This is a genomic window from Bradyrhizobium sp. URHA0013, assembly GCF_000518345.1.
Lineage (GTDB): Bacteria > Pseudomonadota > Alphaproteobacteria > Rhizobiales > Xanthobacteraceae > Bradyrhizobium.
The window spans coordinates 360,878-386,990 of sequence record NZ_JADK01000006.1; the positions used below are offsets into that span (position 1 = coordinate 360,878).

Consider the following 26,113-nt stretch of genomic DNA (forward strand, 5'->3'; position numbering starts at 1 on the left):
CCTCGCGGGCGGCCGCGCCTGTGCTGGCGCGCACCCGATCAGAAAGCAGCTATATCGCGGGTGCGAAGGGGGACGTCAATCCCCGCGGTCGGGGCCCAATTTGGCCTCCAGAACCGCCAATTTCGCTTCGGCCTTTGCCAGTTCGGCCTTGAGATTGCGGCCGAGCCGGCTGCCGCGCGCGGCATCTGGAATCAGGGCGGTGCCAAGGGCGCCGCCGGTTCCGACCAACGCCCAGCGCGTGATCCGGATGAGGTTGTCGCCGGTCTTGACCAGGATCCCCGCGCTGTCCCTGCCGATCACCTCGCCGGGTACGCCGACATAGGACCTGGCACCGGGTATCAACTCGGCCGTGAGGAGGGCGTAGGACTTATCTTTCCAGATCGTGCGGGCGCCGGGGCCGGGCGGCACCAGCGCACGGACGAACCGTTCGAGCGCGGCGCTGCTCGAGGTCCAGTCAATCTCCTCGTCGCCCTCCCTGCGCCGGCAGCAATAAAGACCGACAGGATCGATCGAGGACTGCACGATGCGCTTGTCAGTGCGTTCAGAGACGTCGGAGATCGCTTCGACCAGCGTGACGGCGCAAAGCGTCTCGGCGGTCTTGAGCAGCGTCGCATAGGTGTCGGTCGCGGAGATCGGCACCTTGATCTGCCGTACGATGTCGCCGGTATCGATGCCGAGATCGACCCAGTGAACCGTGATGCCGAATTCGGTCTCGCCGTTGATCAGCGCCCAGGTCAACGGATTGCGGCCGCGATAGAACGGCAACGCACCGGCGTGACAATTGAGCGTGCCGCGCGGCGGCAGCGCCAGAATTGGCTCGCGGAGAATCTGGTCGTAGGACATCGAGACGTGAAGTTCGGCCGCGAATTCTGCGATCTTGGCAAGGCTCTCCGGCGCGTTGATGGCCTTCGGGCGTAGCACCGGAATGCCCCTAGCTTCTGCAAGCGCGAGAAGCGTCGAGTCGGGACTGGACGCGCGCACCGCCACGAAGACGATGGTGTAGCGGGCATCGTCGATCAGCCGGGCGAGGGCGCGCTGTGCCCAGACGCCGTCGCCGAAATAGCCGATCCTCATAGCGGGTCTTCCTCGTCAAATGGACGGGTGGTCGTCGTGCCAAGCAGCGACCAATATTCGATCGGCGGCCGGCCGGAGCCTGGCCGCTTGCAGGTGAGGTCCTCGGGGCGCAGCACCTCGCCGCTCTTCAACGAGCGCGCGGCCACGATGCTCTTGCGCGCGATGTCGATGTTCTTGATCTCGGAATTTCTCGGGGTCTTGATGCCGTCGCCGCGCGCCTGCTCGATCCGGCGGATGGCGGAGACCATACGCTTGAGATCGCCGGGCTCGAGGGAGGCGGCATGATCCGGCCCTTCCGCGTTGCGGTCGAGGGTGAGATGCTTCTCGATGATCGAGGCGCCCATCGCCACCGCCGCGAGCGAGATCTCGATGCCGTCGGTGTGATCGGAATAACCGACCGGAAGGCGGAAGGCGGTCCGCATCGTCTGCATCGCATCAAGGTTCACGTCCTCGGGCGGGCAGGGATACTCGGTCGTGCAGTGAAGCAGGCTGACGCGCTCGGACAATAGCGCGCGGGCTTCGGCGTCGCGCCAGGCGGCACGGAAGGCGGCAACGCCAGGCGGCGTATTGCTGCGGCTGTAGCCATGCGCGAGCACCCCGAGCGCCTCCTCGACCTCGATCAGCGTGGCCATGCCGGTCGATAGGATCAGCGGCATGTCGGCGCTCGCGATCGCATGTAACAGCGGCGCGTTGGTCAAATCGCCCGAACCAATCTTGATCCGGGGCAGGCCGAGCGTAAGCAGGTAGTTCAGCGATTGATGATCGAACGGCGTCGATAGAAATTCGATGCGGCGTTCCTTGGCGTGGGCGATCAGCGGCGGATGCGCCGAATGCGGTAATTCGAGCCGCTTCAGCATCGCGCGCTGGCTCTCAGCAACATCTGTCGTGCGCTGCTGATAGTCGGCCTTGCGTGCGCTCCGGCCTGCGAGCGAGTTGGCGTTGAAGGTCTGGAACTTGACGATGTCGGCGCCGGCATCAGCGGCCGCATCGACGAGGGCAAGAGCAGTCTCCAGGCTGCCGGAATGATTGACGCCGGCTTCGGCGATGATGAGCGTGCGCGTCATGTCGCGGCCTCGCCGTCGTAAAAGCCCTTCTTCAGCAGTGCGTTGAAGTTGGGAATCGCGGTGATCTTGTCGGCGACGCGGCGACTGGTCTCGCCGTCGCCGTAGGGGCTGATCGTCGGCTGCCGTCCGCGCGCGAGCGCACCGGCGATTGCCGCTGAAATCGATGCGCGATCAGGCGCGGCGTGGAACACGGAGCTGGCGCGTTCGCGTCCCTTCTGCCGGTCGCCGATGTCGACGGTCGGAACGTTGAGCGACGGCGCTTCATAGATGCCGCTGGATGAGTTGCCGACGACCACATCCGCCTGGTTCATCAGGCTGATGTAGCGAAGCTGACCGAGGGAGGCGACCGCGATGGCGTTCGGCCGGCCGGCGACGAAGGCCTTGATGCGTTCGTTGAGCGCGCGGCCTTCCGCATCGGCATTGGCGAGCGTGAAAAACAGGCTGAATTCGGGATCGAGTTCTGCGAGCGCCGCGAACAATTCGTCCAGCGCGCCGACGGAGCGATCCATCTCGACTGTAACGGGGTGGAACGTGACCAGCACGTTGCGCTTGCCAAGCTTCATCCCGACCTCGCGGCCGAGGGTCTCGCGATCCATCAGCTGGAGGCGCTTGATCGAATCGATACCGGGCGAGCCGACTGTGAAGACGCGTGCCGGGTCTTCGCCGAGGCGGGTCAGTCGCCGGGCCGAATCGGCGTTGGTCGCAAAATGCAGATGCGACATCTTGCTGATGGCGTGACGGATGGATTCATCGACGGCGCCTTCGGTGACGTCGCCGCCGAACAGATGCGCCATTGGCAGCCGCATGAACATCGCCGCTTGGGCGGCCGCAAAGGTCTCGTATCGGTCGCCGAGGACGACAACAAGGTCCGGTTTCAGCCGAGCGAAGGCGTCGGCAAATCCGATTACGCCAAGTCCGACCGACTTGGCGACGCCGACGCCGGAATCGCTCGAGAGCAGCGTCTCGACGCTCTCGTCGACGTCGAATCCTTCATCGCGGATGTTGTCGATGGTGTAGCCGAACTCGGGCGACAGGTGCATGCCGGTGGCAATGAGCTGAAGCGTCAGTCCGGCTGTTTCGCGGATCGCCCGCATCGGCCAGATGATGAGGCCGAAATCGGCCCGGCTGCCCGTGACGAAGCAGATCTTGCGGCTTGGTTTACTCATCGCGGGCCCGGATGCTGGCGCTGGAGGGAAGGTTGATCAGGCGGCGCTCGATCGATTCGGCAGTGCCGAGATCGCCGCGGGGACTTTGCGCGAACATCGGCAGCTTGTGCATCAACGTCCAGGCCGGACGTGCGCCAAAACCGGCGTCGTTGAGCGCGGCGAGGACCTCGTCGCGCCGCTCCGCATGGGCCTCGTCGAGCAGGATTGCGTTCAGCCAGTAATTGCTCGTGGTGTCCTTTGGCTCGCGCGAGAAGCGGATTCCGGGAGTATCCGCGAAGGCGCGTTCATAGGCCAAGGCAAGCTTGCGCTTGCTCGCCAAAAAACCGTCGAGCTGCTCGAGCTGGGCGCAGCCGAGCGCCGCATTCAAATTCGGCAGGCGGTAGTTGAAACCGATCTCGTCATGCACGAACGCCCATTTGTGCGGCAGCTTCGCGGTGGTGGTGAGATGCTTGGCGCGGCGCCCCAGTTCCTCATCATTGGTGAGGATAGCGCCGCCGCCGCCGGTGGTGACGATCTTGTTGCCGTTGAAGCTCAGTGCCGCGAGCCGTGTCTGCGATCCGACCGCGTGACCCTTGTAGGTCGAGCCCAGCGATTCTGCGGCGTCCTCCACGAGCGCAATGCCCCAGTCACGGGCGGTCGCGGTAATCTCGTCGAGCTCGACCGGATGCCCGAACGTGTGCATCGGCGTGATCGCGGCGATGCGGCGTCCGGTTTCGCGATTGACTGCGCCCTTGGCCGTCCGCTGGGCGATCTCGTCGAGCCGCGTGGCGAGTGCGCGAGCATCCATGCCCAGGGTGACGAGAGAGCTGTCGACGAAATGCGGCGTCGCGCCGCAATAGACTATCGCATTGGTCGTCGCGATGAAAGTCAGCGCCGGCGAAATGACCTCGTCGCCGGGCTCGACGCCGGCGAGGCGGAAGCAGGCATGCAGCGCGGCCGTGCCGTTGACGACGGCCACCGCGCGTTTGGCGCCGGTGACCTCCTCCAGCATGCGCTCGAACCGATCGACGAACGGCCCGACCGAGGAGACGAAGGTGCTCTTGATGCACTCTTCGAGATAGGCGATCTCGTTGCCCGCGAATACCGGCTCGTGCAGGCCGAGAATTCCGTTGGGGGTTCCCACAGCGCGCCGTACGGCATCGACGATGGTCGTGGGTTCGAAGTCTGACCTGGTTACGGGAGTGTCCACCATCGCCTCAGACGTTGTAGACGTCAGCCTTGTAGCGGCTGAGGTTTGCAGGATTGGTGAACCACTCGACAGTCTTGATCATCCCCCGGCGCATGCCGTCGACGCCGCCGAATTCAGGGCTCCAGCCAAGCTGCTGGCGTGCCTTGGAATTGTCGGCCCAAAGCCGTTCGACCTCGCTGTTGGCGGGACGCAGGCGCGCCTCGTCGGTCTCGATTTCGATGGTTGTCCCCATGACATCGGCGATCATCTGCGCGGTCGCGCCGACCGCTATCTCAAAACCGCTGCCGAGATTGATGGTCTGGCCGACGACCTGCTCCGCAGGCGCCGTAAGGCCCGCGATCAGGCCGCGCGCGGTGTCGGTGACGAACGAGAAATCGCGCGTCGGGCTGACGGCACCGAGGCGGATGTTCCGCTTGCCGGTCGCAATCTGGCTGATGATCGCCGGGATCACCGCGCGTGCCGACTGCCGCGGGCCAAAGGTGTTGAACGGGCGGATTACCACGACGGGCATGCCGAACGAAGCCTGGAATGACAATGCCATCTGGTCGGAGGCGATCTTCGAGGCGGAGTAGGGCGACTGTCCGACCAGCGGATGGCTCTCCTTGATTGGAACGGTCTGCGCCGTGCCGTAGACCTCGCTGGTCGAGGTCTGCACGAAGCGGCGCACGCCGGCCATGCGCGCGGCCTGGAGCACGTTCACGGTGCCGCGCACGTTGGTTTCGACATAGGAGTCGGGCGCGACATAGGAGAACGGTATCGCGATCAACGCCGCCAGATGCAGCACGTCGGTGCAGCCGCTCGAGGCCGCGATCATGAAGTGCGGATCGCGGATGTCGCCGGCCACGACCTCCACCGACGTCATGATGTCGGCCGGCACCGTGTCGAGCCAGCCCCAGGAATTGAAGGAGTTGTAATAGACGATCGCCTTGACGCGGGCACCGGCTTTCACCAGTTCCTCGACGACATGCGAACCGATGAAGCCATCGCTGCCGGTAACGAGGACGCGGGCGTCCCTCAGATCTGCCATGCCGGACCCCAAAGGGCGATTAAGCCAGTGTTCGCAACAAGATGGCGCTATAGCACACTGGCCGTCGCGTGCAACAGAGCACCGTTCGATATCCGTCAAATGCCCGGGGATGCAGCGCTTTTGGGCGCCGCTCTAGGCGTTCCCGGCGGGTACCAGGCGCTGCTTCACGAATGCTTCCAGATCCCCGCCGGAAAACAGATGGCCCGCAAGGCCTGCGGCCTGCGCCGCCTCCATGTCGCTGTCCTTGTCTCCGATCACCATGCTGCGCGTCATGTCGATTGGGAAACGCTGCGCGATGTCGTGGATCATACCGGGCGCCGGCTTGCGCCGGTCGCTCGTGCGGCAATAGTGCGCGACGGTGCCGTCGGGGTGATCGGGGCAATATTCGAACGCGTCGATATGTGCGCCGACCAGCGCCATCTGGTCCGCCATCCAGCGGTGCAGGGTGACGACGTGACGCTCCTCGTAGAAGCCGCGTGCGACGCCGGATTGATTGGTGATGACGAAGGCGAAGTAGCCGGCCTCATTGACGGCCTTCACGGCCTCGCGTGCGCCCTCGATCCATTCGAGCTTGTGCGTCTCGAAAGTGTATCCTGAATCGTGGTTGAGCACGCCGTCGCGGTCGAAGAACACTGCTGGCCGGCGCAGTTTCTCCCTCAATTCCCGATCGGCGCGTGCGAAATCATCGGGAACGCCGATGTCGATGAAGTAGCCGCGATAGGCCGTGCCGCGCAGTGCGCCGGACTTGACGAGGCCGGGGAACACGTCCTGCTCGAGCGAGGCGGGAAGCGTCGCGATGTCGGCGAGAACGGACTTGTCCACGACGTAGATGCCCGCATTGACCGGCCCCGTCGCGCCCGCACCCGGGGCGATGAAGTCACGCACCACGTCACCTTCGAGCACGACGCGCCCGTAGCGATCCCCGACGACCCCGTCGCGCAGTGCCATGTGAATACGCCCATGCTGCGCGCGCGAGATCAGATCGAGCAGATTGAAGTCGAACAGCGAGTCGCCGTTGAGCAGCAGAAATTGGTCGTGCAGCAGATCGCGCGCATGCACGAGCGCGCCACCGGTGCCGAGCGGCTCGGTCTCGCGTGATACGATGATGCGCGCGGGGCCCTTGGCAGCCGCAGCGTAGTGCGTCTCGACGATCTCGGCCTTGTGGCCCGCAAGCAGGAGAATTTCATCGAAAACGCCATAGCGTACGATTTCGTCGATCAGCGTGTCGAGAAACGGGCGTCCGCCGATATCCAGCATCGGCTTCGGCACCAGCTTGGTGCGATCGCCCAACCGTGTCCCCAACCCGCCGACGAGGATGACGGCCTGACTCAACACGTCGCGCCCCCGCGATACACAATGGCTTTCTCCGGCGTGAGATATCCGTGATGGGCTGCGGTCATTTCAGACGACTATTGCCTTGGCTGGGGTTGGAATCTCAATCGGATCGATCTGGAGGCGGCAACAAGCCAGCCGGATCGAGGAATCGGAACGATGCTCCACGGCAGGAGAGGTAGTCCGGAACCAGCTAGGCTCGTTTCCAAGAGAAGCGCAATCGCAAGCGCCGCGATCTTGATCCAGTAGCTCGTCGCGATGACGAAATTGAGCATGCCGCCGATATACATCACGTCGAAACCGAATAGCACGTAGAGCGCGAGAAACGCCGACGTGTAGCGCCCCTGGATCGTGCCTTTCACGATCAGCGCGGTCAGCATGGCGGAGATGAAGCCTGAGCCCAGAAGAAACGGCCATGCGTAGATCGGGCCGAGCAATTCAAAAAAGATTTCCGGGAATCCTCCGGCAAGCTGGACGCCAGCGCGCAAGTGCTCGGATGTGCGGGGCTCGCCGATGGTTTGCAGCATCAGATATTGCGGCGTTGTGTTCCTGTTTGGATCTAGCGGGGTCTGAAACAGGAAGTCATAGACGGTGTCGGGATGCCATTGATCGTGCAGGAACACGCGCTCGTAGGAAATCCAGCCCAATTCGCTGGGCTGGACCAGCACGCGTTCCCAGAACTGGGAGAGGACTTGGTCGCCTTCGTACCCGCGCACGCCGACCAGATTGATGAAGATGGCGCTTGCGGCGAGCACGACAATGAGCAATGCGCCGGCGCCAAATATTGCAATTTCGCGCCTGCCAAACATCCGCACGACCCATTGAAACGGCGCGCCGGATCTCCCAGCCGCCTGCTGTACGACGACGGCCGCCAACGGAATGATGAAAAAGCTCGTCAGGCTATAGAAGGCGGAGAACCGGTTCCCGGCGAGAAACATGTACCCAAGCAAGGTCGCAAGCAGCCCCAGATAGCGGAGATCGAGCCTGTCATTTCGCAGCCGTTCCGCTGCAAACATAAGTCCCCACCAGAATGCGAGGAAACTGCCGTATTTGGTCAGCCAGCGGTGAGCGGCGCCGGCGCGTTCCGCCGTGTAGGTATATCGCTCGATATGCGCGAACAGCGGAATCGAGCCGTGGCGCAACATGTCGAGAAACAGATAGGCGAGAAACAGCATCGACAAGGCGACGGTCAAGCTCGAGAGCGTCAGCATTCCCTGCGCGGCTTGCCGGCGATCGATCCCGTCCGGCCAGGCCCTGATCGCACTTGGCCGCAGCACGATCAGAAAAGGCACGAGGATCGTAAAATAGGCCAGCACGTACAGCGGGGTCGCAAGGCCGGGCCCGATGTAGCGATGGGTCTGGGACGACCATACGGGCCCGGTCAGATCGATAAAGGCAATCGACGCAGTGCGCCACACGAGCGTGAACAGGATGAAGAAGAATCCCAGAAAAATGACGGGCCGACAGGCTGCCAGGAAAAGCACCAAGAAGCAGAAGGCGCCTGCGGACAAAGCTACGGCGATCTGTTCAGGAATCGGCATCGAGCGTCTGCTGGTGGGACCGATGAAACATTGCGAATGAAGTCTCTATCCCATTATCGTCAGAACCCGCCACGCTTAGGATTTTGCTCTCCGGCCTGTGGCCAGGGTAAGAAGGCCTATCGCGACCAGCATAAGAAAACCGGCCGTGAGAGACTGCCTCAAGGTTCCGACCGAGCGGGAGGCAATCGACACCATCGGTGGAGCAGACCATACAACCGTAGGTTCGGTCAAACGTAACAGATTCTCATCGACTTGAATAAGATCTTTCAATTGCCCCCAGGCCGGGAGTGTCGCAGTGATACTCGGAGTCACGATGGCAAGCCCCGCACGATTTCTGTCACTGGATTCGGCACTCAGCAGGCGTTCGTTCAGACTTTCGTTGGCCTTCTCAATCAGCGCGACCCGTGCGTTAGCGTCCTCAATTTGGGCCCGCAGGGGTTGCAGGTACCGCTTGAGAAGCTCGCCATGCAATTCGCCGATCTCGGCGGCAAGAGCCGCAAACGCGGCCTGAACGTCTCCAGGCGACCCCGCCGAAAGTTCCACGGCGACGTCGCGACCGCTGTCTAGAGCGATGCCGCGCAAGCTGGAGACCACCATGCCCTTGGACGAGCTTGCCGTTTTGGGATCGAAGGCCGCGCGACTGACGACCTTGTCCTTGAAGTCCTGAGCTGACATCCGCGCAACCAGCCCCCGCGCAGCCTCAAGCGGGACTAACGGCGGCCCGGACCTCTGCAAGACGAAAGGGAGCGGCGGAGCCATTCCGATCGTCAATTTTGACTTGCCGGTCCAGACCTCCGTCGTGGACGGTCTGTCGAAGGCAAAAACCAGCGCGGCGACAACAAGCGCTGCGCATCCGATGAGCCATTTGAAGGCCCAGACGCGCCTTGCAATGAACTGGACGACACTCCGCGCATCCGGTGCCAAATCCGTGTCGTTCTGGTCCACGATGTTTCCGTCGAACTGGTTGCCCCACCTACCCGAATTTCTAGCCTTGGTCAGGCTCTGGGGCAATGCCGGTCGACCCGTCCCTTGCAGCTTAGGGAGGCCGGCGTTTTCCGGTAAACCGTTTCGCTGATGGAAGACCATCAATTTTCAGGGTGAATGTCACGGTTGGCCAAGCAGGGCTCATATCCGCCCGCGCTCGCATTTCTCGCAATGCGAGACAGCGTCGAGGTGTCGTCCTCGCACGGCCGCCACGGTTGGCTCCCGCGGATTCTCGCTAGTCACCAGCACAGCACGGAGATCGGCACGCGCCCTCCATGGCGGACGTCGTGCGCTCGACGCGGACCATGGGGCTCGACGTGCTGGCCGGACCGGCCCCGAGAGCGGAGCGGATGCCTTCGCCGATAGCCTCGAACAATCGCGGAGGCTCGCGGTTCGACAGGAGCCTGAGGGTCTCGATATTGCCGTTCGACACGAAACCGCCAAAACCATATTGCGGCGCAGACCGAAATTTCTCGCAGTATTGGATCAATGTGGACTCTGCGGCCGGAATTTTGCCGGTCACGTAAGTGCCGGTCGAGGGATCGAGAATTTCCCGGTTTGACACGGCCAACACGCGATCTTCGCGGTCGTCCGGATTGAGGACGTAGGACAGCTCATAGAAAGCGAAAAATCGACCAAGCGCGCGATAGTTCCTGTCCTCCTCCATGACCAGCATCATCGTGCCCGCAGTCGGCGGCTGCGCTTTCAGCAGACGGGAAATCTCGCGCGTTTCGAGCACATCGAGAACAAGCCGGTGCGTCACGGAAATATTGAGAATCAGAAAAAACGCCGCCAACGCGGCAGACGCCGCCGGCAGCACGCGCCGCGGCACGCTCAATCGCAGCGCTGAGTAAATCAGAAAGCCGCTGACCAGCATCAACGTCGTCTGATGCCGCGTCTCCCAGAGCCCGTGAAATCGAGGTGGCTTGCCTACCAGTATGTAAGGCAAAAGTGAACAGACCGCGAGCGCCAGACCGATTGCCATCGCGAGCGCGTCGGGGGTGCGGGCTGTTCCACGAGCGGGCTCGTCCGATGTGCCAAGCGGCAATTTCCAACGCAGGGCAGCGAACAAGAAGATGACGATGACGATTGCGGCAGCGACCGACAACTCGGGAACGTCTGACGAGGACGGGAGGAGCGTCGTCGCCTCTTTGATCTGGCTAACCAGCACGACCACGGTTTGCTTCAGCGCCGACGCAAGTCCCATCTGAAACTTGTTGTAGTCGGCATAGAGCCCGTAGGTCGGCTCGCAGACTTTCTTTGCCAGCCAGTAGACGGCCGGCAGCAGCAACAGTTCGCCTCGTCTCGAGATTGCCCGCAACGCTTCCCCAGCCTTGTCGGAGGAAGTAGGCGACGCTTCGCTCCGCCAAGCATCGATTGCAACAACCAGGGGCATCAGCCAGGCAAGGACCAGAAACGAATTGGTCGTGAAAGCGACAAGCAGGCATATCGCGATCGAAAGGCGTCCGATGATCGATGGCTTCTCCAGATCGCGCAGCAGGAGCACGATGGAAAGCGCGAAAAAGAAGGACGAGAAGGCATAAGGCAGCGTCGAAAGGACGAAGCGCGCCTGATTGAGCGGCACGAGAACCGTCAACAACGCTGCCCAGAACGCGTCACTCGGCGACCAAAGAGTGGTCTTCCGGACGATGGTATAGATCAGCGGCCCGAGCAGGGCGTAGAGTAGCAGTTCGGTCGCGACGCAGGCGCTGGGTGCGGTCGAAGCGAATGGTTTTACGAGCCAGAACAATTCGCGCGCGCCTACCTGCCGGTAAAGCTCCCACAGCGTGCCGGCATCGGAATATGCCCTGAGCACCCAGTCGTCCCACAGCGGTTCATTGATCAGGACAATGGGCCAATACGCAGCGACGGTCGCAAACACCAGTAAAGAGCAGAATTTGAGGTGCAGATTTTGCTTCGATCCTGAGAACAAACCACTCTCCGCCTCGACGTGTCGGTCTCTCGGAGCTGTGTGCAAGCAATATTTCCTATCGTCTGTCGATTCAAGAACTTGCCGCTACACGGCGTTTGTTTCGGCAGGCTTCGGCTCGTGCCACCTATTTTCGGGAATTACCATGGGGGCAGCGCTTGAGCAACCGAGCTGCTAGCCATGGTTGGTAGCTATGTTGGTTGGCTTTGATCAGAATAGCGTGTCCGACACAGACCATTTTTGCCGCGACCGATCGCAAGGCGTCGAGCGCTACCGAGGTGTTGTTCTTCGTTCTGCTTAGAATGAATATCTAGCGAAAGCTCAGAGACACTTTGGACGACGGCTCCGGATCCATCACCACACACTCCTGCCGCCGTCTATGACCAGGTTCTGACCGGTCATGTAGCTCGATGCATCCGAGCAGAGGAACTGCACGGCGGAGCGGTATTCGTCGACCTCGGCCATGCGCCCCATGGGGATCAGGCGCGTCAGCCGATCGACGAAGGCGGGGTCCTGGTTGTTGAAAACGCCGCCCGGCGAGATCGCGTTGACGCGCACGCCGTGATCGGCCCAGTAGGTCGCCAGATATTTCGTCAGCCCGATCAAGCCGTGCTTGATCACCGAGTAGGTCACGGGTTTCACCGGCTGTTCTTCTTCGCGCGTCACTTGTGGCTGGCGATAGAGCCGCTGATCCGGCGCGATCACGCCGAGATCGGAGGCGATGTTGAGGATGACGCCGCGCCCGTGTTTGGCCATGTCGCCGCCGAACACCTGCGCGCACAGCATCGCGCCCGTCAGACCGACGGCGATCTCGGTCTGCCATTGCGGCACCGGGAACGCCTCGAAGCGCGAGGAGTGCATGACGCCCGGACTCGACGTCACCTTCGGGTCGATGGCGGCGTTGTTGACGAGGATGTCGACGGTGATGCCGCGGCCTGCGAGCTGCTCGTTCGCAGCATGCACCGAGTCGAGCGAGGTGACGTCGATCGCAAGCGCGATCAGATCGGCTGAAGCGGCGATCTGTTTCAGTGCGGTGACGGCGGCTTCGGCCTGCACCAAGCCGACATCGGTGACAACCACGCGCGCGCCGGCTTCGCTGAGCGCCGCAACATGCTGCTTGCCCAACAGGCCGCCGGCGCCGGTCACGAGCGCGGTCCGTCCGGTCAGGTCGTAGCGGGAGGAGGGGTTTGCCATCGAAGGCTCCTGTTCAGCTTCTGAGCTGGCCGCCGTCGGCCACCATCACGCTGCCGGTGATAAAGGCGGCGCGGGGCGAAGCAAGGAAGGCGACGACGTCGGCGATCTCCTCGGGAGTGCCGAGCCGGCGTAACGCCACCTCGCGCTGGAGCATGTCGTCGACCGCCTGCTTGTTCTCGGCGATCTTGCGCGCCCAGGTACCGTCCGGGCTCAAGATGTTTCCGGGCGCGACTGCATTGATACGGATGCCTTCCAGCGCCAGCGGTCGCGCCAGACCGCGCACCGTCGCATTCAGTGCCGCTTTGGCGGCGTGGTAGGCGACCGGCGCGCCGAGTGCGGCCATGCCTGCGATCGAGGAAATACAGACGACGGCGCGATCGCCGCTGCCACGCGCCATCAGCGGCCGGGCCGCCTCGATCATGTTGGTGGTGGCGAAGAGATTGAGATCCATCACCCGCGACCACTCCGCCGCGGTTTCCTGCCCCGGGGGCACGGACGCGCCGCTGCCGACATTGCAGACGAGGATGTCGAGGCGGCCCCATTGCTTTTCGACATCCTGAACAAGGCCGGCGGCGGCGGCGGAATCGGTGACGTCGGCGACGTGAATCGAGCTGCGCCCGCCGACGGTCGCGCGCGCGGCATTCAGCGCATCGGCGCCGCGCGCCGCAAGCGCAACCTTGGCGCCTTCTGCCGCGAGCGTTGTCGCGATTGCAAGCCCGATCCCACGGCTGGCGCCGGTGACCAGAGCGACGCGATCGTCCAGCTCGAGCTTCATCGCGCCGCGTCCTCGATCCAGCGAACCGTCATGTCGCGGTATTTTGCCAGCGCGCCGGCGTGGTCGCCGTCGGCGGCACGCGCTGTCTGCAGGATGTATTGGCCCCTGTAGCCGGATCGCTCGATCAGCCGGATCGTCTTGGCAAGGTCTGCGTTGCCGGTGCCGAGCGGCACGGTCGTGCCGCCGCGAACGCGGTCTTTCACGTGCACATTGAGGATGCGCGGCGCGTAGGCGCCGATCTCCTCGTCGCTGTCATAACCGAGCGAGGCGCTGTTGCCGCTATCGTAGTTGATGCCGAAGACGTCGGCTGGATAGGCCTCCATGAACTGGGCGAGCTCGCGCGGCGGCAGATCGGATTCGAACACGATCTTGACGTTCCGTCTTGCAAGCTGCTCGGAGCGAGCGAGCAGCACGCGCTTCAACGTATCGCTGTCGCTCTCGCGCTCGATCTTGCCGTTGTCGACCAGCGGGATCACGACGAATTCGATGCCGATGCGGCTACAGGAGGCGATCAGCAGATCGAGGTCGGCGACGAGCGCGTCGCGCACGACGGCATCGACCTTCCAGAACGGCGCCTGCATGAAGCAGTCGCCGGTCAGGCTCGGAATCCGCACGCCGTTCTCGCGTGACAGCGCCAGAATGTCCTGTTGGCCAGGCTCGGTCGTCAGCGGGTTCTCGCGCAGCCGTTCCTGATCGATGGTCCATTCCATCCGCGTCAGGCCGAGCTCCTTCGCACGCGAGAATTCCTCGCGCCACTGATCCCAGGGGAATGCCTGGATCTTGCCGTCGACGAGAGCCGAAAGCCTACCTTGCATGAAGCCGATGCGTTCGAGCGTTGCGGTCACGGTTGCTTGTCCGAGTTGATGGCGAGGCCCTTTGTGGTCCAACCGCCGTCGATGAAGAGTTCCTGTCCGGTCACATAGGCGGAGGCTTCCGACGCCAGGAAGACGGCCGCTCCCACCATGTCGGCGGGCTGTCCCCAACGGCCGAGCATCGTGTGGCGGCGCCTCGCCTCGTGCATGTCGGGATCGGCAAAACTCTTCGCGGTCATCTCGGTCGCGACATACCCGGGCGCGAGCGCGTTGACGCGGATGCCATCGGGCGCATAGTCGGCGGCGAGCGCACGCGTCAGCCCGGCAAGACCGGCCTTCGCCGCCACGTAGCCGGGATTTCCGGGAAAGCCGCGGACCGAATTGATGCTGGTGACGTTGATGATCGCGGCAGAGCCCGCGTTCTTCAGAAGCGGATGGGCGGCAAGGATGGTGGCGTAGACGCCGGTGAGGTCGGTTGCGACCGTGGCACGGAAGCGCGCGAGCTCGCTCCCGGCGCTTTGGGCCGGCAGGCTGATACCGGCGGCGTTGACGAGCGCGTCGATGCGTCCGGCTTGTGCGGCCACGGTGCGGAATGCGCTTTCGATGGCCTCGTCATCGGAGAGATCGCAGGCAATCGCGCTCACGCCCCGTGGTGCGGTCCCGGAACGGCTGAGGCCGAACACCGTGGCGCCCGCATCCTGCAGGCCGGTCGCGATCGCAGCGCCAATACCGCGGGAGGCGCCGGTGACGACCGCGATCTTGCCGGCAAGAGAAAAGGCGCTGAGGTCATGCATAGCCGTAACTACGCATGATGGCGGCGCAAAGCTTGACGTCCTCGGGACGATCGATCTGGAACATCTTGTGACGATCCATCACGTGAAAACCGATCTTGCCGCCGAGACGATTGTTCTGCTCGCGCAGGAGTGATGGGATCAGGACGTAGAAGGAGCCGTTCTCCAGATAGCGTTTCTCGATCTGTTGCCGCATGCGCCGATTGTGATAGTCGTAATTGATCGGCTCCGGCCCGCTCGCGCCGATACGCCAGTTGAAATAATCCTCGACCTCGCAGACCGAGAGCAGGCTGTCGAGATGGTCGCGATCGAAGGTCGCAAGCGCGTTCTCGATGTCGCTGGTCTCGCGGATCGGCGAGGTGGCCTGGAGGGCGACGATCCGCTCGCACCGTCCAATTCGCTCGTCGATCGCATTGAGTGCGTGCAGCCAAGCGGATTCGGAGGAGGCGAGGTCACCCGAAATGTCTTCGGGGCGCCGCACGCCGATGGCGCCGGCAGCTTCGGCCGCGGCAAGGATATTGTCGCTGTCGGAAGAGACTGCCACCACGTCGACGCCGCGCGCCGCGCGTGCCTGCTCGACCGTCCACGCGATTAACGGCTTGCCGCAGAGATCGAGCAGGTTTTTGTGCGGAATGCCCTTGGAGCCGCCGCGCGCAGCGATCACAGCCAGTGTCTTGCGCGTCATTAGATATGCCCCTCGAGACGCTCGAGCGCGATCCAGAAGCCTTCACCCATGTTCTTGTGGCCCTGCCAGATTTCGGGGATGAAGGAAGCGGTCGGCGCATGCTTGCGCAGCACCCGTCCGATCTCGTCGAAATCGATCTCGCCTTCGCCGACCTGGAGCCCTTCGCCGTCGAGCCCCTTGGCGTCCCCGAAATGCAGATGCGCAGTGTGCGGCCCGAGCTGCGCCAGGCCTTGTGCGAAGTCGAAGCCGAAATGGTTGGCGGCGAGCTTGGTGTGCGAGATGTCGACGCACATCCGCAGATCATGCTTGGCGCAAAACGCGGCCGATTCTTCCGGGAAGATGAAAATATTCTGGTGGCGCTGGCCGCCGAAATGCCAGGGAAACGGCGCCATCGTTTGCGGCGTCAGCTCGACGCCGTCCGTGTCGAGCTCCTTCAGGCTCTGGGCGAAGATGCGGTAGCGCTCGGCCTTCTCCGCCGGCGGCAATGGCTCGTCCATGGTGAAACCGCCGATATTGGCTACGATGGGCGGGCGCTTCGTCTTGGGAAAGAATTTCTTCAGGCCGCGGGTGATGTCGATCACGGCCTGGGTCTGCTCCAGCGAATATCGCCGCAGCGCCTCGTCGGGGGTTGCGAGGTCCATCAGCTTGGAGCCGGCAAACAGCTCCGGCGCATGAACGACGAAGCCGAGATCATAGGTGCCGGAGAGATACGTCGCGGGATCGCGTTCCATGTCGCTGTAGCTGAGATGGAACTCGATGATATCTGGCTCGCAGATATCGAGAAAGCGCTCCGTGTCGTGATAGCGCACCGGCACGCCCCAAGGCCGGTCGAAGCGGTAGCGCCGCGCTTTTGCGATGCCTTCGTCGAGGTCGCTCTGGAAGAAATAGTCATCGGCCGCCATCGTCCGCGTCAGCTTGCGGCCGAGCAGGGCCGGCATCTTCAGCGGCGACAGGCCTTGCCCCGGGCTCTTCACGGCGATGTCGCTGTCGGAGATCACGGTGCCGGCCGGAAGGTCGCGCGCGGCCACCAGGCTCTTGGCAAGGTTTTCACGGTTGATCAGCTCACCCTGGCTCAGCGCGCGCTCTGCCAATTTCTCGCCGCGCGCCGCCTCAACCTCGCGGATGCCCGAGACCAGCGTCTTGAATTCCTCCGGCTCGAGGCTCGCCGCGTGGTCCGGACCTTCCATCCCGCGGTCGAGCGTGATGTGGCGTTCGATGACGACGGCGCCAAGCGCCACCGCGGCCGTCGAAACGGCAACGCCGCGCTCGTGGCCCGAATAGCCGACGAGCGGATGGATCTCGCGCAACGTTTCCATGAAACGCAGATGGATGTTGTGGAGCGCGGCCGGATAGGTGCTCTGGCAGTGCAGCAGCACGTAGCTCGCATCGCGGTCGTCGAGGAATTTCGCCGCGGTCTTGATTTCGTCCGTCGTGCTCATGCCGGTCGAGACGATGAGGGTCTTGCCGGTGGCGGCAAGGCATGCGAGCAGCGGCAGATTGGTGAGATCGGCGGAAGCGACCTTGTAGGCCTGGACGTCGAACCCTTCGAGCACGGCGACGCTCTTTGCGTCCCAGGGCGTGCAGAGATACTCGATACCTTTTGCTGCGCAGTACTCGGCGATCTTCTTCTGCTGTGCGGTCGGGAGTTCGAAGCGGCGCAGGAGATCGAGCGTATATTCGACGGCGAGGTCGTCGTCCTTCCCGGACAGGCTCGAAGCGCGATAGACCTCGTCGAGCTTGCGCATCTGGAATTTGGCGCAATCGGCACCGGCCGCGACCGCGGCATCGACCAGCGCAATGGCGCGATCAAAGTCGCCATTGTGGTTGTTGCCGATCTCGGCGATGACGTAGCAAGGCGCGCCGTCTCCGACAGAGCGGCTTCCGATCTTTGCGGCCAGCGGATTCCGAATCACGGCACTATTCATCGCGCCAGCATGGCTCCTGTTTCCAATGGTTCTGGCTTCACGGCGTAGACATTATGCCCGAGCAGCGAGATTTTTCCGGTTTCGAGCACCGCGCGCGCGAAATATCGATAGTCACGCACGGTCAACGCGTGGAATCCGAACGGCGTGGCCTGCAAGCCACAGTAGGCGAACATCCTTTTGACGTCGCTCATGGAGAAGTAATTGATGTGGTCGGGCGGAATCCAGTGTCTCGCATCGCGCCAGCTCGGCACCATCTGCCGCAGATCGTTGCGATTGGGGACGATCACAACGGCTAGACCTCCGCCGTTCAGCGTCTTGACCGCGTCCGCAAGCAGCTGCTGGGGATCGAGCACATGTTCGAGGACGTTGTCGATGACGATGGCGTCGGCGGGCGTCGCTGTCTCCGGTTTGAAGAAATCATGGACGATATTCACGCCGTGCTGCTGACCGAAACGGGATAGGCCGCTGGCAGGCTCGTAGCCAGTATACGTGTAAGGATCGTCCTTCATGAGGTAGCCGAGTTCTCCCCGACCGCAGCCGATCTCGACAATCTGGGATCCCGGCTTCAAGTGCAGGTGGATCAACCGTCTGATCTGATGATGACGGTTGCGGAAACGCCAATAGAGTTTTGCCAGATCTCCGTGATCCGCCGTATCGAAACGTGCGGTCGAGGTGTACACGAATCCACAATCGGAGCATTGTTCGAGGTGATAGGTCGATCCGCCGCGCTCGACGGCGCGAAATGGAGATCGTGCTTTCGAGCCGCAGAGCGGGCAAACGTCACGAGATATAGATCCGGCCTGACCTTCGGAAACCGCGGTTACCAACGAAGCTCCATCGCTGCTCAGCATTATCAGCCTCAAGTCAGTTAATGAAACGCGACTTCCAGGTTCGAAGACCGTTCTCCTCGAACATGATGCGCGAGCAGACATGCCCTCGCTGTTCCAGCGCCGAGATCAGCGGGTAGCGCTCGAACGGGCGTACGAAGAACATGAAGTAACCGCCGCCACCGGCGCCGAGCAGCTTTCCGCCGACGGCGCCGTGCGACTTGGCGAAATCGTAGATGGCGTCGAGCTCGCTCGATGAGATCTTCGAGCTGAGTTTGCGCTTGGCGTGCCATGCTTCATCGATGAGGCGTCCACATTGCAGCAGCCGGCCGCGCAGGAGATGCCTACGGATCTCCCGCGTCACTTCCTTCTGCTTGGCGGCGGCCGCCGCGGCGTCGATCGTCTCGTGCTGGGCTTTCTGATCGCGATGAATCGCGCCGGAGTCATGACCCGAACCGGTGTAGCAGAGCACCAAGCTTTCCTCGAGTTCCGCGATGATATTGGCGTCGAGCCGCAGCGGCACGATGATGTTCTGGTCGGAGGAGAATTCCATGTGGTTGAAGCCGCCAAACACGGTCGCGTACTGGTCCTGCCAGCCGCCGGGAATGTTGAGCATCAGCCGTTCGGCCTGGAACGCCATCTCCGCAATCTCGTGGCGATCCCACTGATCTGAGCGGAATTCGTTGAAGCAGCCGATGATGGCAGACGAGACGACCGCAGAGCCGCCGAGGCCGGACCCGACCGGAAAGTCCGCGGAGACTTCGAGATCGAATCCGTAAGTCGGCTTGATGAGGCGCACCACCGACTTGATCAGTGCGAGATCGCCGTCGGTGCCGAGCTCGGAAAGATCGTGCGCCTCGACCGTGCGTCGAAAATCGTGCGAATAGATCCGGACCCGGACATCGCTCCGACGCCGCAACGTCGCATGGGCATACATCTTGATCGTCGCGTTGATCACCGACCCGCCGTCATTCGCCATGAAATAATGCGTCAGATCAGTGCCGCCGCCGGAGAAGCTGATACGCACCGGCGAGCGGGCACGCGCAAACACCTCGCTCTCTTCCGAGAGGTTGAACAACTCGCGGCTGAATACGTCGACCAGCCGTCCCTCACCGTCGAGAATCGGTACGACATGCACACGCTGGTCGAGCAGCTTGAGAATCTGCTCGCGCGGCCCGCCGCTCCGCGCCGAGACGAAGTTGCGATTGATGCAGGTTGCGACCTGGTCGTGGATCGTGATGCCCGTCAGCATCCGCCTGCGAATGTCGCCGTCGGTCACCGTGCCGACGATCCGCCCGCCAATATCCTGCGCAAACAGGATACCGAGCATGTTGGCATTGAGGCGGCGAAAGGCCTCCTCAATTGTCTCGGTCTCAGCGATAGTAACGAGGGTCGGCTCAAGCACGATTTTGGGTCCGGAAAAGGCCCGTTCCCCGGCCTTGAAGGGGCAGATGAGCCCGGTAATACGTTAGGCAATGCAGCGATGCAAGGATGGCTCTCGCCGTTCCTGCACGGATCACGTGCGATCCCGCAGGTCCACGATAATCCGCAATTGTCGGGTATTCTGGCCGCACAACGGCTGGGCTTGAGCCTGCGAAAGCGGGACGCTTCGCTCGTCGGCCAAAGTCGCGGTGACAGCTATTCGCAGCACCCCCGCGATACCGCTGATGGGCTGTAAAAGCTGCTGACACGCCGCTCTGGGGAAGGCAAAGAGATCGATCGTCAGCCGAGATCCTGACTTCATCAGGAACATTGGTCCTGAGAAAGATACCAGTCGCCGCCCGCTGACCAGGTTCGGAGGAACTGCAACGCCGGCGCGCTCCAGGGCGGGAAGGTCAAGCGGACCGTCGGGGAGAGCGATGCGCGCTGCTCGAAGTCCATCAATCAGTGAAGTGAGCTCTGCCACTGATCCGCTCAACCGGTCAGCGAGATCACTCGTCATCTTAACGTCTTGCTCGTTGACGTCCTGCTCGCGGCAAGCATCTGGGGATTGGGGGTCGCCAGCCCTCTGGAACCGGTAGACCACAACCTCTCGCGTCGATCCGCGCAGCTCGCAGAAAGAGCCACTCCTTCGGGTCCGGTCCAGGATCGTCCTTTCGAGCGTCCCCAGGCTTGCATCATCGCGCCGAACGACGACCACATCACCGGTCTCGAGCGTCACCTCATGCGCCAGGATGCGTGCGAGGAGGGCCGGAACGAGCTCATCGGAGAATGTGAAGGATCGCGGCCAGGTGTGCCACTTGTTGGCGTACATCAGCGCGATGTCGCTGAGCATCTGCTGACCGTCGGAGCTTTCCCCGAGCAATACGGTGACCTTCGTCGAATTTGCGGAGAACCGCTCGATCAGGCTCTTTGCTTCCGCGACGATCAGGCGATCGTAGTCGCCCAGGGACCAGAGGTTGTTTCTGGTACGAAGCGCGATCTCGCTGTTCACCGTCCCGGACAACGACTGCACCAACGCAGCCGGAGTACAACGGTCGTGATCCCTGCATTCATGCAGGAGCAGCGCATAAGGTGAGTCGGCCCGAAATAAATAGAGGCAGGAGAAGATCGAGGCCCAGAACACCAGGACAGTTGCCAACGCGGTCAATATCGCCGCAACGCGATCCCCACCAAGCGCAAGGCCAGCCAGCCAGAGTGTGGCGGGTAAGAACAGGAGTGCGAACGGCAAAAGCGCGATGATGACGGTGAAATCGACCGACCGGCCGGCGAAATAGGCGCCCGTAATTGCCGTGAGTATTGCCGCAGGCAGCGCGTGGCGCAGCCAGGTGTCGCTCGTGGCCTGCAGCGAGCTGCGCTTGTTGTCGATCACCAACAGCCAACAGCCGGCGACGGCGATCGTGACCGCGGCCAGGATCGGGATCCAGCCCCAGAAGACCGCATCGAATGGTACGGACCAAAACTGCGCAAGGGGATTATAGCTCGACAGAAAGCTGAGATAGATATCGAAGGCTGGCCAACTGCCCGCCGTCAGCAGCGTGCCCAGCGACAGTGCGGCAGGTCCTGAAATCATGGTCAGGGCTGCGATGGCCAGGTCCTTCGCCAGCCCGGCGTAGCTCCGGTCGCGCAAATTGCGTAGGGTCCGCGAGCCGGCATAAAGGGCGAACGCGCCGATGAATGCTTCGATGCTCCAGAGGCCCGAGAGAAAGCCAGCAAGCAAAACGAGCGGGGAATGTCTGACGCCGCCTCGTGCGCCGAGTCCGACGGCCATGAGCAGGATGGGAAGATAACGGGCGCCCAGCACCGAAGGCGCGGTATTGACGTTGCCCTGTCCGTTGTCCCACCCGGATAGCCAAAACAAGATGAACACCAGTCCGAACCAGACTGCGCTCATCCGGGTCCGGCTGGATTGCCACAGCGCGACGACGAAGAGTCCGTAAAAGACCAGGTTGCAGAGCTGGATGGCGATATTGGCCACTGCGAAGGACGGTGGCCCGAGCCGGAACGCGAAATAGGTGACGAGGACCGGCCCCGGTCCGTATTGAGAGAAAGTGTCGACCATCAGCGTGCCGCCGTGCAGGAGGTGCAAGGCGGGACCAACAACAGTCATGTAGTGAAACGCGTCGCCTGCAAGCGAGAAGTCGAAGCTCAGGACGGTGCTGGCGACGAGCGCGAGGGCGAGGGCGGCCCGCTGAGCCGACCGAAGCCGGGCGGGATGGGTCGCAGCAAGGCGTCGCTCGAGCATCAGAAGGGATGCGCCGACTGCCACGAGGAGGCCTGCGTTCAATGTTGCGAGCAGCAGGCTCGACTGATCCGGAAATCCTCCGCGTACCGTCGGAAAGAACAAGCTGAAGATCGGGTTGAAATGGCGATTTCCCGGCTCGATCCTGAAGAGGACGATCAGAGCGGCTGCAAAGGCGAACACGAGCGCAATCGTTTGCGTCGACCTTGAACTCCATCGCGTAATGAACGCGCGAGCCCGATCAAAGAATCCTTCTCTTCCGCACGCGGAGAGCAGCCCCGCGATCAGCACGACATACCCGACAGCCGAGACCTCCGCGACGTGCAGCGCGGCTCTGCGCCAGAATTCCACGCCTCCCTTGTTTGCCCAGGCAGCGAGGCCGACGAGGGCAAGGCTCACCAGCGCCGCGACTGAGCACCACACGTTCGCGGCTTCCAGCAGACGACCCGCCGTGGGTAAACGACGGTCGAGCCAATACTGCAGCGTCACCGCACATATAGGCAGGACCGAAATGCCCGAGATGAAGACCAGCATGGTTCGCAGCCGGGGTTCAATGCCCAACTGCTTGGCAAGCGCGATTTCGAACAGAAGGCCGAGCAACGTCAGAGCTGCGCTCGACAGCAGCGGGGCCACGTCGTCGAGCCATGCGCCCGATCGTTGCCGCACCGCCTCGTAGCGATGCTCATGCGTGGCTGATTTCATAGAACCGTTCCGGCGCCTTCAGGCAGGCAAGGTGAGAGGGTAACGGACAGCGCGTTGCGCCGCGACATTGGGCGACGCGGGCTGGTTCAGTGCGAGGCTTGAGTGAAGCGCCTCACGAGGGCACACGAGCGGCCATGCAGTATTGCGCGCCGAGCGGCAGCCAACCGAAGCTGGCATCCACCTTGTGGAAGAAGGGGGTGTCGAACGGGGTAAATATAATGAACTGCCGTTCCAGATCGACCATCCCGGCGGCGCGAAACAGCTTGGCGAGCCGACCGGAGCGGAGCAACACGGCGTTCTGGTCGAACGGGCAACTCCTGACGATCTTCTGCGTCAGCGGATTGAGCGGATTGTGCTCGATGATGATGACGAGGCCTCCCGGCCGGACCACGCGAGCCGCTTCGACGAGAAAGGACTCCCAATCGTCAGGCGGAACGTGATGCATGACGGCTATCGCGTAGGCGATATCGAAGCTGCGATTCTGATAGGGAAGCCGCGTGCCTTCATAGACATCGTAGTGGACATCCGGATTGGTCGCTTTTGCTTCTTCGATGACCGTACCGGCCACGTCGATTCCGGTGAGTTTGATGCCGGATTGCGCAGGCTTAAGATGTGGATGAATCAAGCCCTGCCCGCAGCCGATATCCAGGACATCGACCGGTCGCAATGAAATATCGTTCTGCGCGCGGAATTTGGAGAACGCATCAAGCAGGTAGCGTGCCTTCGCGCGCGTGAAGAAATCCTGCGGCTGGCCGCTGAAGGCGATGGCGCTGTCGATTTGTGTGCTGTAGCCGTCGCGATATTGGTCGAATTCGGTCATGATGACTGCTCCGTCCCGGTTCGGCGGGAGATCTCGACTGGTGCTCTTCGGATGCCCGCCGCCGCCGGCGCTTGTAGTGCAAGACGTTCCAGGGACACATCCGGCAGATTGACGCTGAACTCGATGACCGTCGTCGGCCGAGAGCGTACCTGATTGTAGATGCGTCCCACATACTCGCCGATAATGCCAAGAAAGATGGCATTGAGACTGATCCCGAACAGCAGCAGCACTGTTGTCGTGGCAAAACCCGCCGGCCAGTTGATACCGAAGAATAGCCGCGAGAAGATGTAGAAGAAGCTTGCGAGGCAGGTCAGTACAGAGATTCCCAGGCCAATGAAGGCGGCGAGGCGAAGCGGGAAGATCGAGTGCGTGATCAACCCGTCGACCGCCAGCGATATCAGCTTTCCGAGCGGAAATTTACTGACCCCGGCTTGCCGCGCGTGTCGGTCGTAGGCCACTCCGATCTGCTTGGTCGCGAGCAGCGACGTCAGGCCGCGCGTATAAGGCGCGACGTCGTTGATCAGATGGAGCTGATCCAGCACGGTGCGGTCGATCAGCCTGAAATCGCCGCTGTCGAGCATCAGATTATCGTCGGATAGTCGCCTGAGCAGCCGGTAGTAGACCCGTCGCGCCCACTGCAGCAGCTTGCTTTCCTGCCGGAAGCGCCTGATACCCACCACCACGTCGTGACCCTGCTCCCACAGCTCCAGGAACTTGGGGAATACTGTCGGTGGATCCTGGAGGTCGCAGTCGATCTGGATGGCGGCGTCTCCGGAGGCCAGACGATAGGCCGTGAGCACGGACCTCTGGAAGCCAAAGTTTCGGGCAAATCGTACCGCGCGAACGCGCGGATCGGCTGCTGCCAGCTCGGTGACAATAGCACTCGAGTTGTCGGTGCTGTGGTTGTCCGTGAAGATGATTTCGAACGTATAGCGATCATTCATTTGTTCGAAGACATGACAAACGGCGTCATAGGCCCTGCGGATGTTGCCTTCCTCATTGAAGACAGGAATCAAAATGGAAATGAGCTTGCGTTCCGTGTCGGCGGGCTTTCCGCGCATTTCGTTTGTTGTCCTGTCCGTGTGTATCGGTATTGGTCAAGGGTTGCTGTCAGCTGAAAAATGCTAGTATCAGATGCGGCGCATCGCGCAAAGCCGCCGGGGCCTCTCGCGGGCAAATTACGCAGCATTCCGAAGGGCATATGCTTGATTAATGGGGGGCTTTCCAGTAAGGCTCGCCCGGCGCGTTCCGTATCGCGCCACCGCCTGGGAGAATCGCCTCCCGGAAATCCGCCGTATCTCGTTGTTGCAATTAAGGTTCCGAATGCCCCACGCCTCATATCATGAGATCCCAACCGGGAAGCTGACGCGCTGTCAGGTCTGCGGCTCGGAGCGGCTTGAGCTTGTCATCGACCTTGGACATCAACCACTGTGCGACTCGCTGCCCTCGAAGGCACAGCTCGACGGTCCCGAAACGAGCTACCCGCTTCGTCAGGTGTGGTGTCGCGATTGCTCGCTGTCGCAGATCGACTACGTCGTTCCGCCGGAAGTCGTATTCCACCCCGAATATCCGTACCGCTCTGGCATCACCAAGGAGCTCGCGGTCTATCAGGACGCGTTCGTGCAGGATGCGGTCGCAGACCTCGGGCTCAAGCCGGACGAACTCGTTGTCGACATCGGGTCCAACGACGGAACGCTGCTCTCAGGGTTCAAGCGACGCGGCATGCGCGTTCTCGGCATCGAGCCGACCAACATCGGACGCATCGCGCAGGAACAGGGCATCGACACGCTGCAGGCGTTCTTCGACGAGGAAACTGCCCGCAAGGTGGTGGAGACGCACGGCCATGCCAAGGTCGCCACCGCCACCAACGTCTTCGCGCATGTAGCCCAGCTCGGTGGCTTTATCCGCGGCTTGGAGCGCCTGCTGGCGCCCGACGGCGTCTTCATCCTCGAAAACCATTATCTGCTCGACGTCATCGAGGGTGGGCAGTTCGATACGATCTACCACGAGCACCTTCGCACCTATTCGCTGAAGTCGATCGTCAAGCTGTTCGAGTTCTTCGATTTCACGTGTGTCGACGCGCAGCGCGTCAGCCGTTATGGCGGCAATATCCGCGTGTACGTGGCGAAGGGCAGGGGGCGTCCGGTCAAGCCCGCGCTCGCTCAACTCTTGAAGGCCGAGGATGATTTCGGTCTCTCGAACCCCGAATGCTACGCGGCTTTCCGTGCGCGCGCCGAAAAGGTCAAGCGCGACCTCCTCGAGCTCGCCCTCGACTGCAACAAGAAGGGCCTGAGCTTCGTCGGCAATTCGTGCCCTGGCCGTTGCAGCACGCTGCTGAACTATGTCGGCATCGATCGTACGCTGATGCCGTATATCTGCGAGCAGCCCACCTCGCTCAAGCTCGGCCTGCATTTGCCCGGAAAGCAGATTCCGATCGTCGACAACGAGCGCCTGATCCGCGAACAGCCCGACTACGTGGTGCTGCTCGCCTGGCACTATGGTCAGCCGATTGCCGAACAATTGCGGGCAAGAGGACTGAAGTCGAAACTGGTCATGCCGTTGCCCGAAGTCCGCATACTTCCGGATTGAGCGT

Annotated in this window: 21 protein-coding genes; 1 reads left to right on the forward strand and 20 read right to left on the reverse strand. The window is 62.3% G+C overall.

Annotated elements, in window-relative coordinates; all coding sequences use genetic code 11:
- Positions 1 to 75: 75 nt before the first annotated feature.
- The 20 genes from N551_RS35285 to N551_RS0109530 form a co-directional block, all read right to left on the reverse strand.
- Complete coding sequence (locus N551_RS35285) at positions 76 to 1,074, reverse strand: methionyl-tRNA formyltransferase (protein ID WP_051462664.1); 999 nt, start codon at positions 1,072 to 1,074, stop codon at positions 76 to 78.
- Positions 1,071 to 2,138 (reverse strand): N-acetylneuraminate synthase, encoded by a 1,068-nt coding sequence (gene neuB / locus N551_RS0109440; RefSeq protein WP_027566770.1) that lies wholly within the window; start codon positions 2,136 to 2,138, stop codon positions 1,071 to 1,073. The genes N551_RS35285 and neuB overlap by 4 nt, the downstream gene beginning before the upstream one ends.
- Positions 2,135 to 3,304, reverse strand: coding sequence for a UDP-N-acetylglucosamine 2-epimerase (gene neuC / locus N551_RS0109445; protein WP_027566771.1), 1,170 nt, complete (start codon positions 3,302 to 3,304; stop codon positions 2,135 to 2,137). The genes neuB and neuC overlap by 4 nt, the downstream gene beginning before the upstream one ends.
- Complete coding sequence (locus tag N551_RS0109450; protein ID WP_027566772.1) at positions 3,297 to 4,496, reverse strand: LegC family aminotransferase; 1,200 nt, start codon at positions 4,494 to 4,496, stop codon at positions 3,297 to 3,299. The genes neuC and N551_RS0109450 overlap by 8 nt, the downstream gene beginning before the upstream one ends.
- A 4-nt stretch (positions 4,497 to 4,500) precedes the next feature.
- Positions 4,501 to 5,520 carry an NAD-dependent 4,6-dehydratase LegB gene (locus N551_RS0109455; RefSeq protein ID WP_027566773.1) on the reverse strand — a complete coding sequence of 340 codons (1,020 nt, stop codon included), beginning with the start codon at positions 5,518 to 5,520 and terminating at the stop codon, positions 4,501 to 4,503.
- 132 nt (positions 5,521 to 5,652) lie between these two features.
- The gene (locus N551_RS0109460; RefSeq protein WP_027566774.1) at positions 5,653 to 6,855 is read right to left on the reverse strand and encodes an HAD-IIIA family hydrolase; all 1,203 of its coding nucleotides are present in this window, start codon (positions 6,853 to 6,855) and stop codon (positions 5,653 to 5,655) included.
- 74 nt (positions 6,856 to 6,929) lie between these two features.
- A complete protein-coding gene (locus tag N551_RS0109465) occupies positions 6,930 to 8,393 on the reverse strand; it encodes a DUF6418 domain-containing protein (RefSeq protein WP_027566775.1) in 1,464 nt (487 codons plus the stop codon).
- Positions 8,394 to 8,468: 75 nt separating this feature from the next.
- Entirely contained in the window at positions 8,469 to 9,338 is an 870-nt protein-coding gene (locus tag N551_RS0109470) for a hypothetical protein (protein ID WP_155809574.1), read from the reverse strand.
- A 274-nt stretch (positions 9,339 to 9,612) separates the two neighbouring features.
- Positions 9,613 to 11,310: a hypothetical protein gene (locus tag N551_RS0109475; RefSeq protein WP_155809575.1), complete on the reverse strand. Its 1,698-nt coding sequence runs from the start codon at positions 11,308 to 11,310 to the stop codon at positions 9,613 to 9,615.
- Positions 11,311 to 11,661: 351 nt separating this feature from the next.
- Positions 11,662 to 12,501: an SDR family oxidoreductase gene (locus tag N551_RS0109480; RefSeq protein ID WP_027566778.1), complete on the reverse strand. Its 840-nt coding sequence runs from the start codon at positions 12,499 to 12,501 to the stop codon at positions 11,662 to 11,664.
- 13 nt (positions 12,502 to 12,514) lie between these two features.
- Positions 12,515 to 13,276 carry an SDR family NAD(P)-dependent oxidoreductase gene (locus N551_RS0109485; protein WP_027566779.1) on the reverse strand — a complete coding sequence of 254 codons (762 nt, stop codon included), beginning with the start codon at positions 13,274 to 13,276 and terminating at the stop codon, positions 12,515 to 12,517.
- Positions 13,273 to 14,121 (reverse strand): sugar phosphate isomerase/epimerase, encoded by an 849-nt coding sequence (locus tag N551_RS0109490; RefSeq protein WP_155809576.1) that lies wholly within the window; start codon positions 14,119 to 14,121, stop codon positions 13,273 to 13,275. The genes N551_RS0109485 and N551_RS0109490 overlap by 4 nt, the downstream gene beginning before the upstream one ends.
- On the reverse strand, positions 14,118 to 14,882 hold the full coding sequence (locus N551_RS0109495; protein ID WP_027566781.1) for an SDR family oxidoreductase: 765 nt from the start codon (positions 14,880 to 14,882) through the stop codon (positions 14,118 to 14,120). The genes N551_RS0109490 and N551_RS0109495 overlap by 4 nt, the downstream gene beginning before the upstream one ends.
- Complete coding sequence (locus N551_RS0109500) at positions 14,875 to 15,564, reverse strand: acylneuraminate cytidylyltransferase family protein (protein WP_027566782.1); 690 nt, start codon at positions 15,562 to 15,564, stop codon at positions 14,875 to 14,877. Before N551_RS0109500 ends, N551_RS0109495 begins: the two co-directional genes overlap by 8 nt.
- Positions 15,564 to 17,477, reverse strand: a complete 1,914-nt coding sequence (locus N551_RS0109505) for an N-acetylneuraminate synthase family protein (protein ID WP_027566783.1) — start codon at positions 17,475 to 17,477, stop codon at positions 15,564 to 15,566. Before N551_RS0109505 ends, N551_RS0109500 begins: the two co-directional genes overlap by 1 nt.
- A gap of 8 nt (positions 17,478 to 17,485) precedes the next feature.
- Positions 17,486 to 18,340, reverse strand: coding sequence for a bifunctional 2-polyprenyl-6-hydroxyphenol methylase/3-demethylubiquinol 3-O-methyltransferase UbiG (locus N551_RS0109510; RefSeq protein ID WP_197031116.1), 855 nt, complete (start codon positions 18,338 to 18,340; stop codon positions 17,486 to 17,488).
- A 13-nt stretch (positions 18,341 to 18,353) separates the two neighbouring features.
- The gene (locus N551_RS0109515; RefSeq protein ID WP_027566785.1) at positions 18,354 to 19,721 is read right to left on the reverse strand and encodes a CBS domain-containing protein; all 1,368 of its coding nucleotides are present in this window, start codon (positions 19,719 to 19,721) and stop codon (positions 18,354 to 18,356) included.
- Positions 19,722 to 19,832: 111 nt separating this feature from the next.
- On the reverse strand, positions 19,833 to 22,700 hold the full coding sequence (locus N551_RS0109520) for a hypothetical protein (RefSeq protein ID WP_027566786.1): 2,868 nt from the start codon (positions 22,698 to 22,700) through the stop codon (positions 19,833 to 19,835).
- 112 nt (positions 22,701 to 22,812) lie between these two features.
- Positions 22,813 to 23,520 (reverse strand): class I SAM-dependent methyltransferase, encoded by a 708-nt coding sequence (locus tag N551_RS0109525; RefSeq protein ID WP_027566787.1) that lies wholly within the window; start codon positions 23,518 to 23,520, stop codon positions 22,813 to 22,815.
- A complete protein-coding gene (locus N551_RS0109530) occupies positions 23,517 to 24,581 on the reverse strand; it encodes a glycosyltransferase family 2 protein (RefSeq protein ID WP_027566788.1) in 1,065 nt (354 codons plus the stop codon). Before N551_RS0109530 ends, N551_RS0109525 begins: the two co-directional genes overlap by 4 nt.
- A gap of 262 nt (positions 24,582 to 24,843) precedes the next feature.
- On the opposite strand from N551_RS0109530, the gene N551_RS0109535 reads away from it, so the two are divergent.
- Positions 24,844 to 26,109: a class I SAM-dependent methyltransferase gene (locus N551_RS0109535; RefSeq protein WP_027566789.1), complete on the forward strand. Its 1,266-nt coding sequence runs from the start codon at positions 24,844 to 24,846 to the stop codon at positions 26,107 to 26,109.
- Positions 26,110 to 26,113 lie beyond the last annotated feature (4 nt).

What these genes read in the sequence shown, in the direction of transcription:
- N551_RS35285 (WP_051462664.1), bottom strand. Translation starts at nt 1,074, where the DNA reads ATGAGGATCGGCTATTTCGGCGACGGCGTCTGGGCACAGCGCGCCCTC.
- neuB (WP_027566770.1), bottom strand. Translation starts at nt 2,138, where the DNA reads ATGACGCGCACGCTCATCATCGCCGAAGCCGGCGTCAATCATTCCGGC.
- neuC (WP_027566771.1), bottom strand. Translation starts at nt 3,304, where the DNA reads ATGAGTAAACCAAGCCGCAAGATCTGCTTCGTCACGGGCAGCCGGGCC.
- N551_RS0109450 (WP_027566772.1), bottom strand. Translation starts at nt 4,496, where the DNA reads ATGGTGGACACTCCCGTAACCAGGTCAGACTTCGAACCCACGACCATC.
- N551_RS0109455 (WP_027566773.1), bottom strand. Translation starts at nt 5,520, where the DNA reads ATGGCAGATCTGAGGGACGCCCGCGTCCTCGTTACCGGCAGCGATGGC.
- N551_RS0109465 (WP_027566775.1), bottom strand. Translation starts at nt 8,393, where the DNA reads ATGCCGATTCCTGAACAGATCGCCGTAGCTTTGTCCGCAGGCGCCTTC.
- N551_RS0109480 (WP_027566778.1), bottom strand. Translation starts at nt 12,501, where the DNA reads ATGGCAAACCCCTCCTCCCGCTACGACCTGACCGGACGGACCGCGCTC.
- N551_RS0109485 (WP_027566779.1), bottom strand. Translation starts at nt 13,276, where the DNA reads ATGAAGCTCGAGCTGGACGATCGCGTCGCTCTGGTCACCGGCGCCAGC.
- N551_RS0109495 (WP_027566781.1), bottom strand. Translation starts at nt 14,882, where the DNA reads ATGCATGACCTCAGCGCCTTTTCTCTTGCCGGCAAGATCGCGGTCGTC.
- N551_RS0109500 (WP_027566782.1), bottom strand. Translation starts at nt 15,564, where the DNA reads ATGACGCGCAAGACACTGGCTGTGATCGCTGCGCGCGGCGGCTCCAAG.
- N551_RS0109510 (WP_197031116.1), bottom strand. Translation starts at nt 18,340, where the DNA reads ATGCTGAGCAGCGATGGAGCTTCGTTGGTAACCGCGGTTTCCGAAGGT.
- N551_RS0109520 (WP_027566786.1), bottom strand. Translation starts at nt 22,700, where the DNA reads ATGAAATCAGCCACGCATGAGCATCGCTACGAGGCGGTGCGGCAACGA.
- N551_RS0109525 (WP_027566787.1), bottom strand. Translation starts at nt 23,520, where the DNA reads ATGACCGAATTCGACCAATATCGCGACGGCTACAGCACACAAATCGAC.
- N551_RS0109530 (WP_027566788.1), bottom strand. Translation starts at nt 24,581, where the DNA reads ATGCGCGGAAAGCCCGCCGACACGGAACGCAAGCTCATTTCCATTTTG.
- N551_RS0109535 (WP_027566789.1), top strand. Translation starts at nt 24,844, where the DNA reads ATGCCCCACGCCTCATATCATGAGATCCCAACCGGGAAGCTGACGCGC.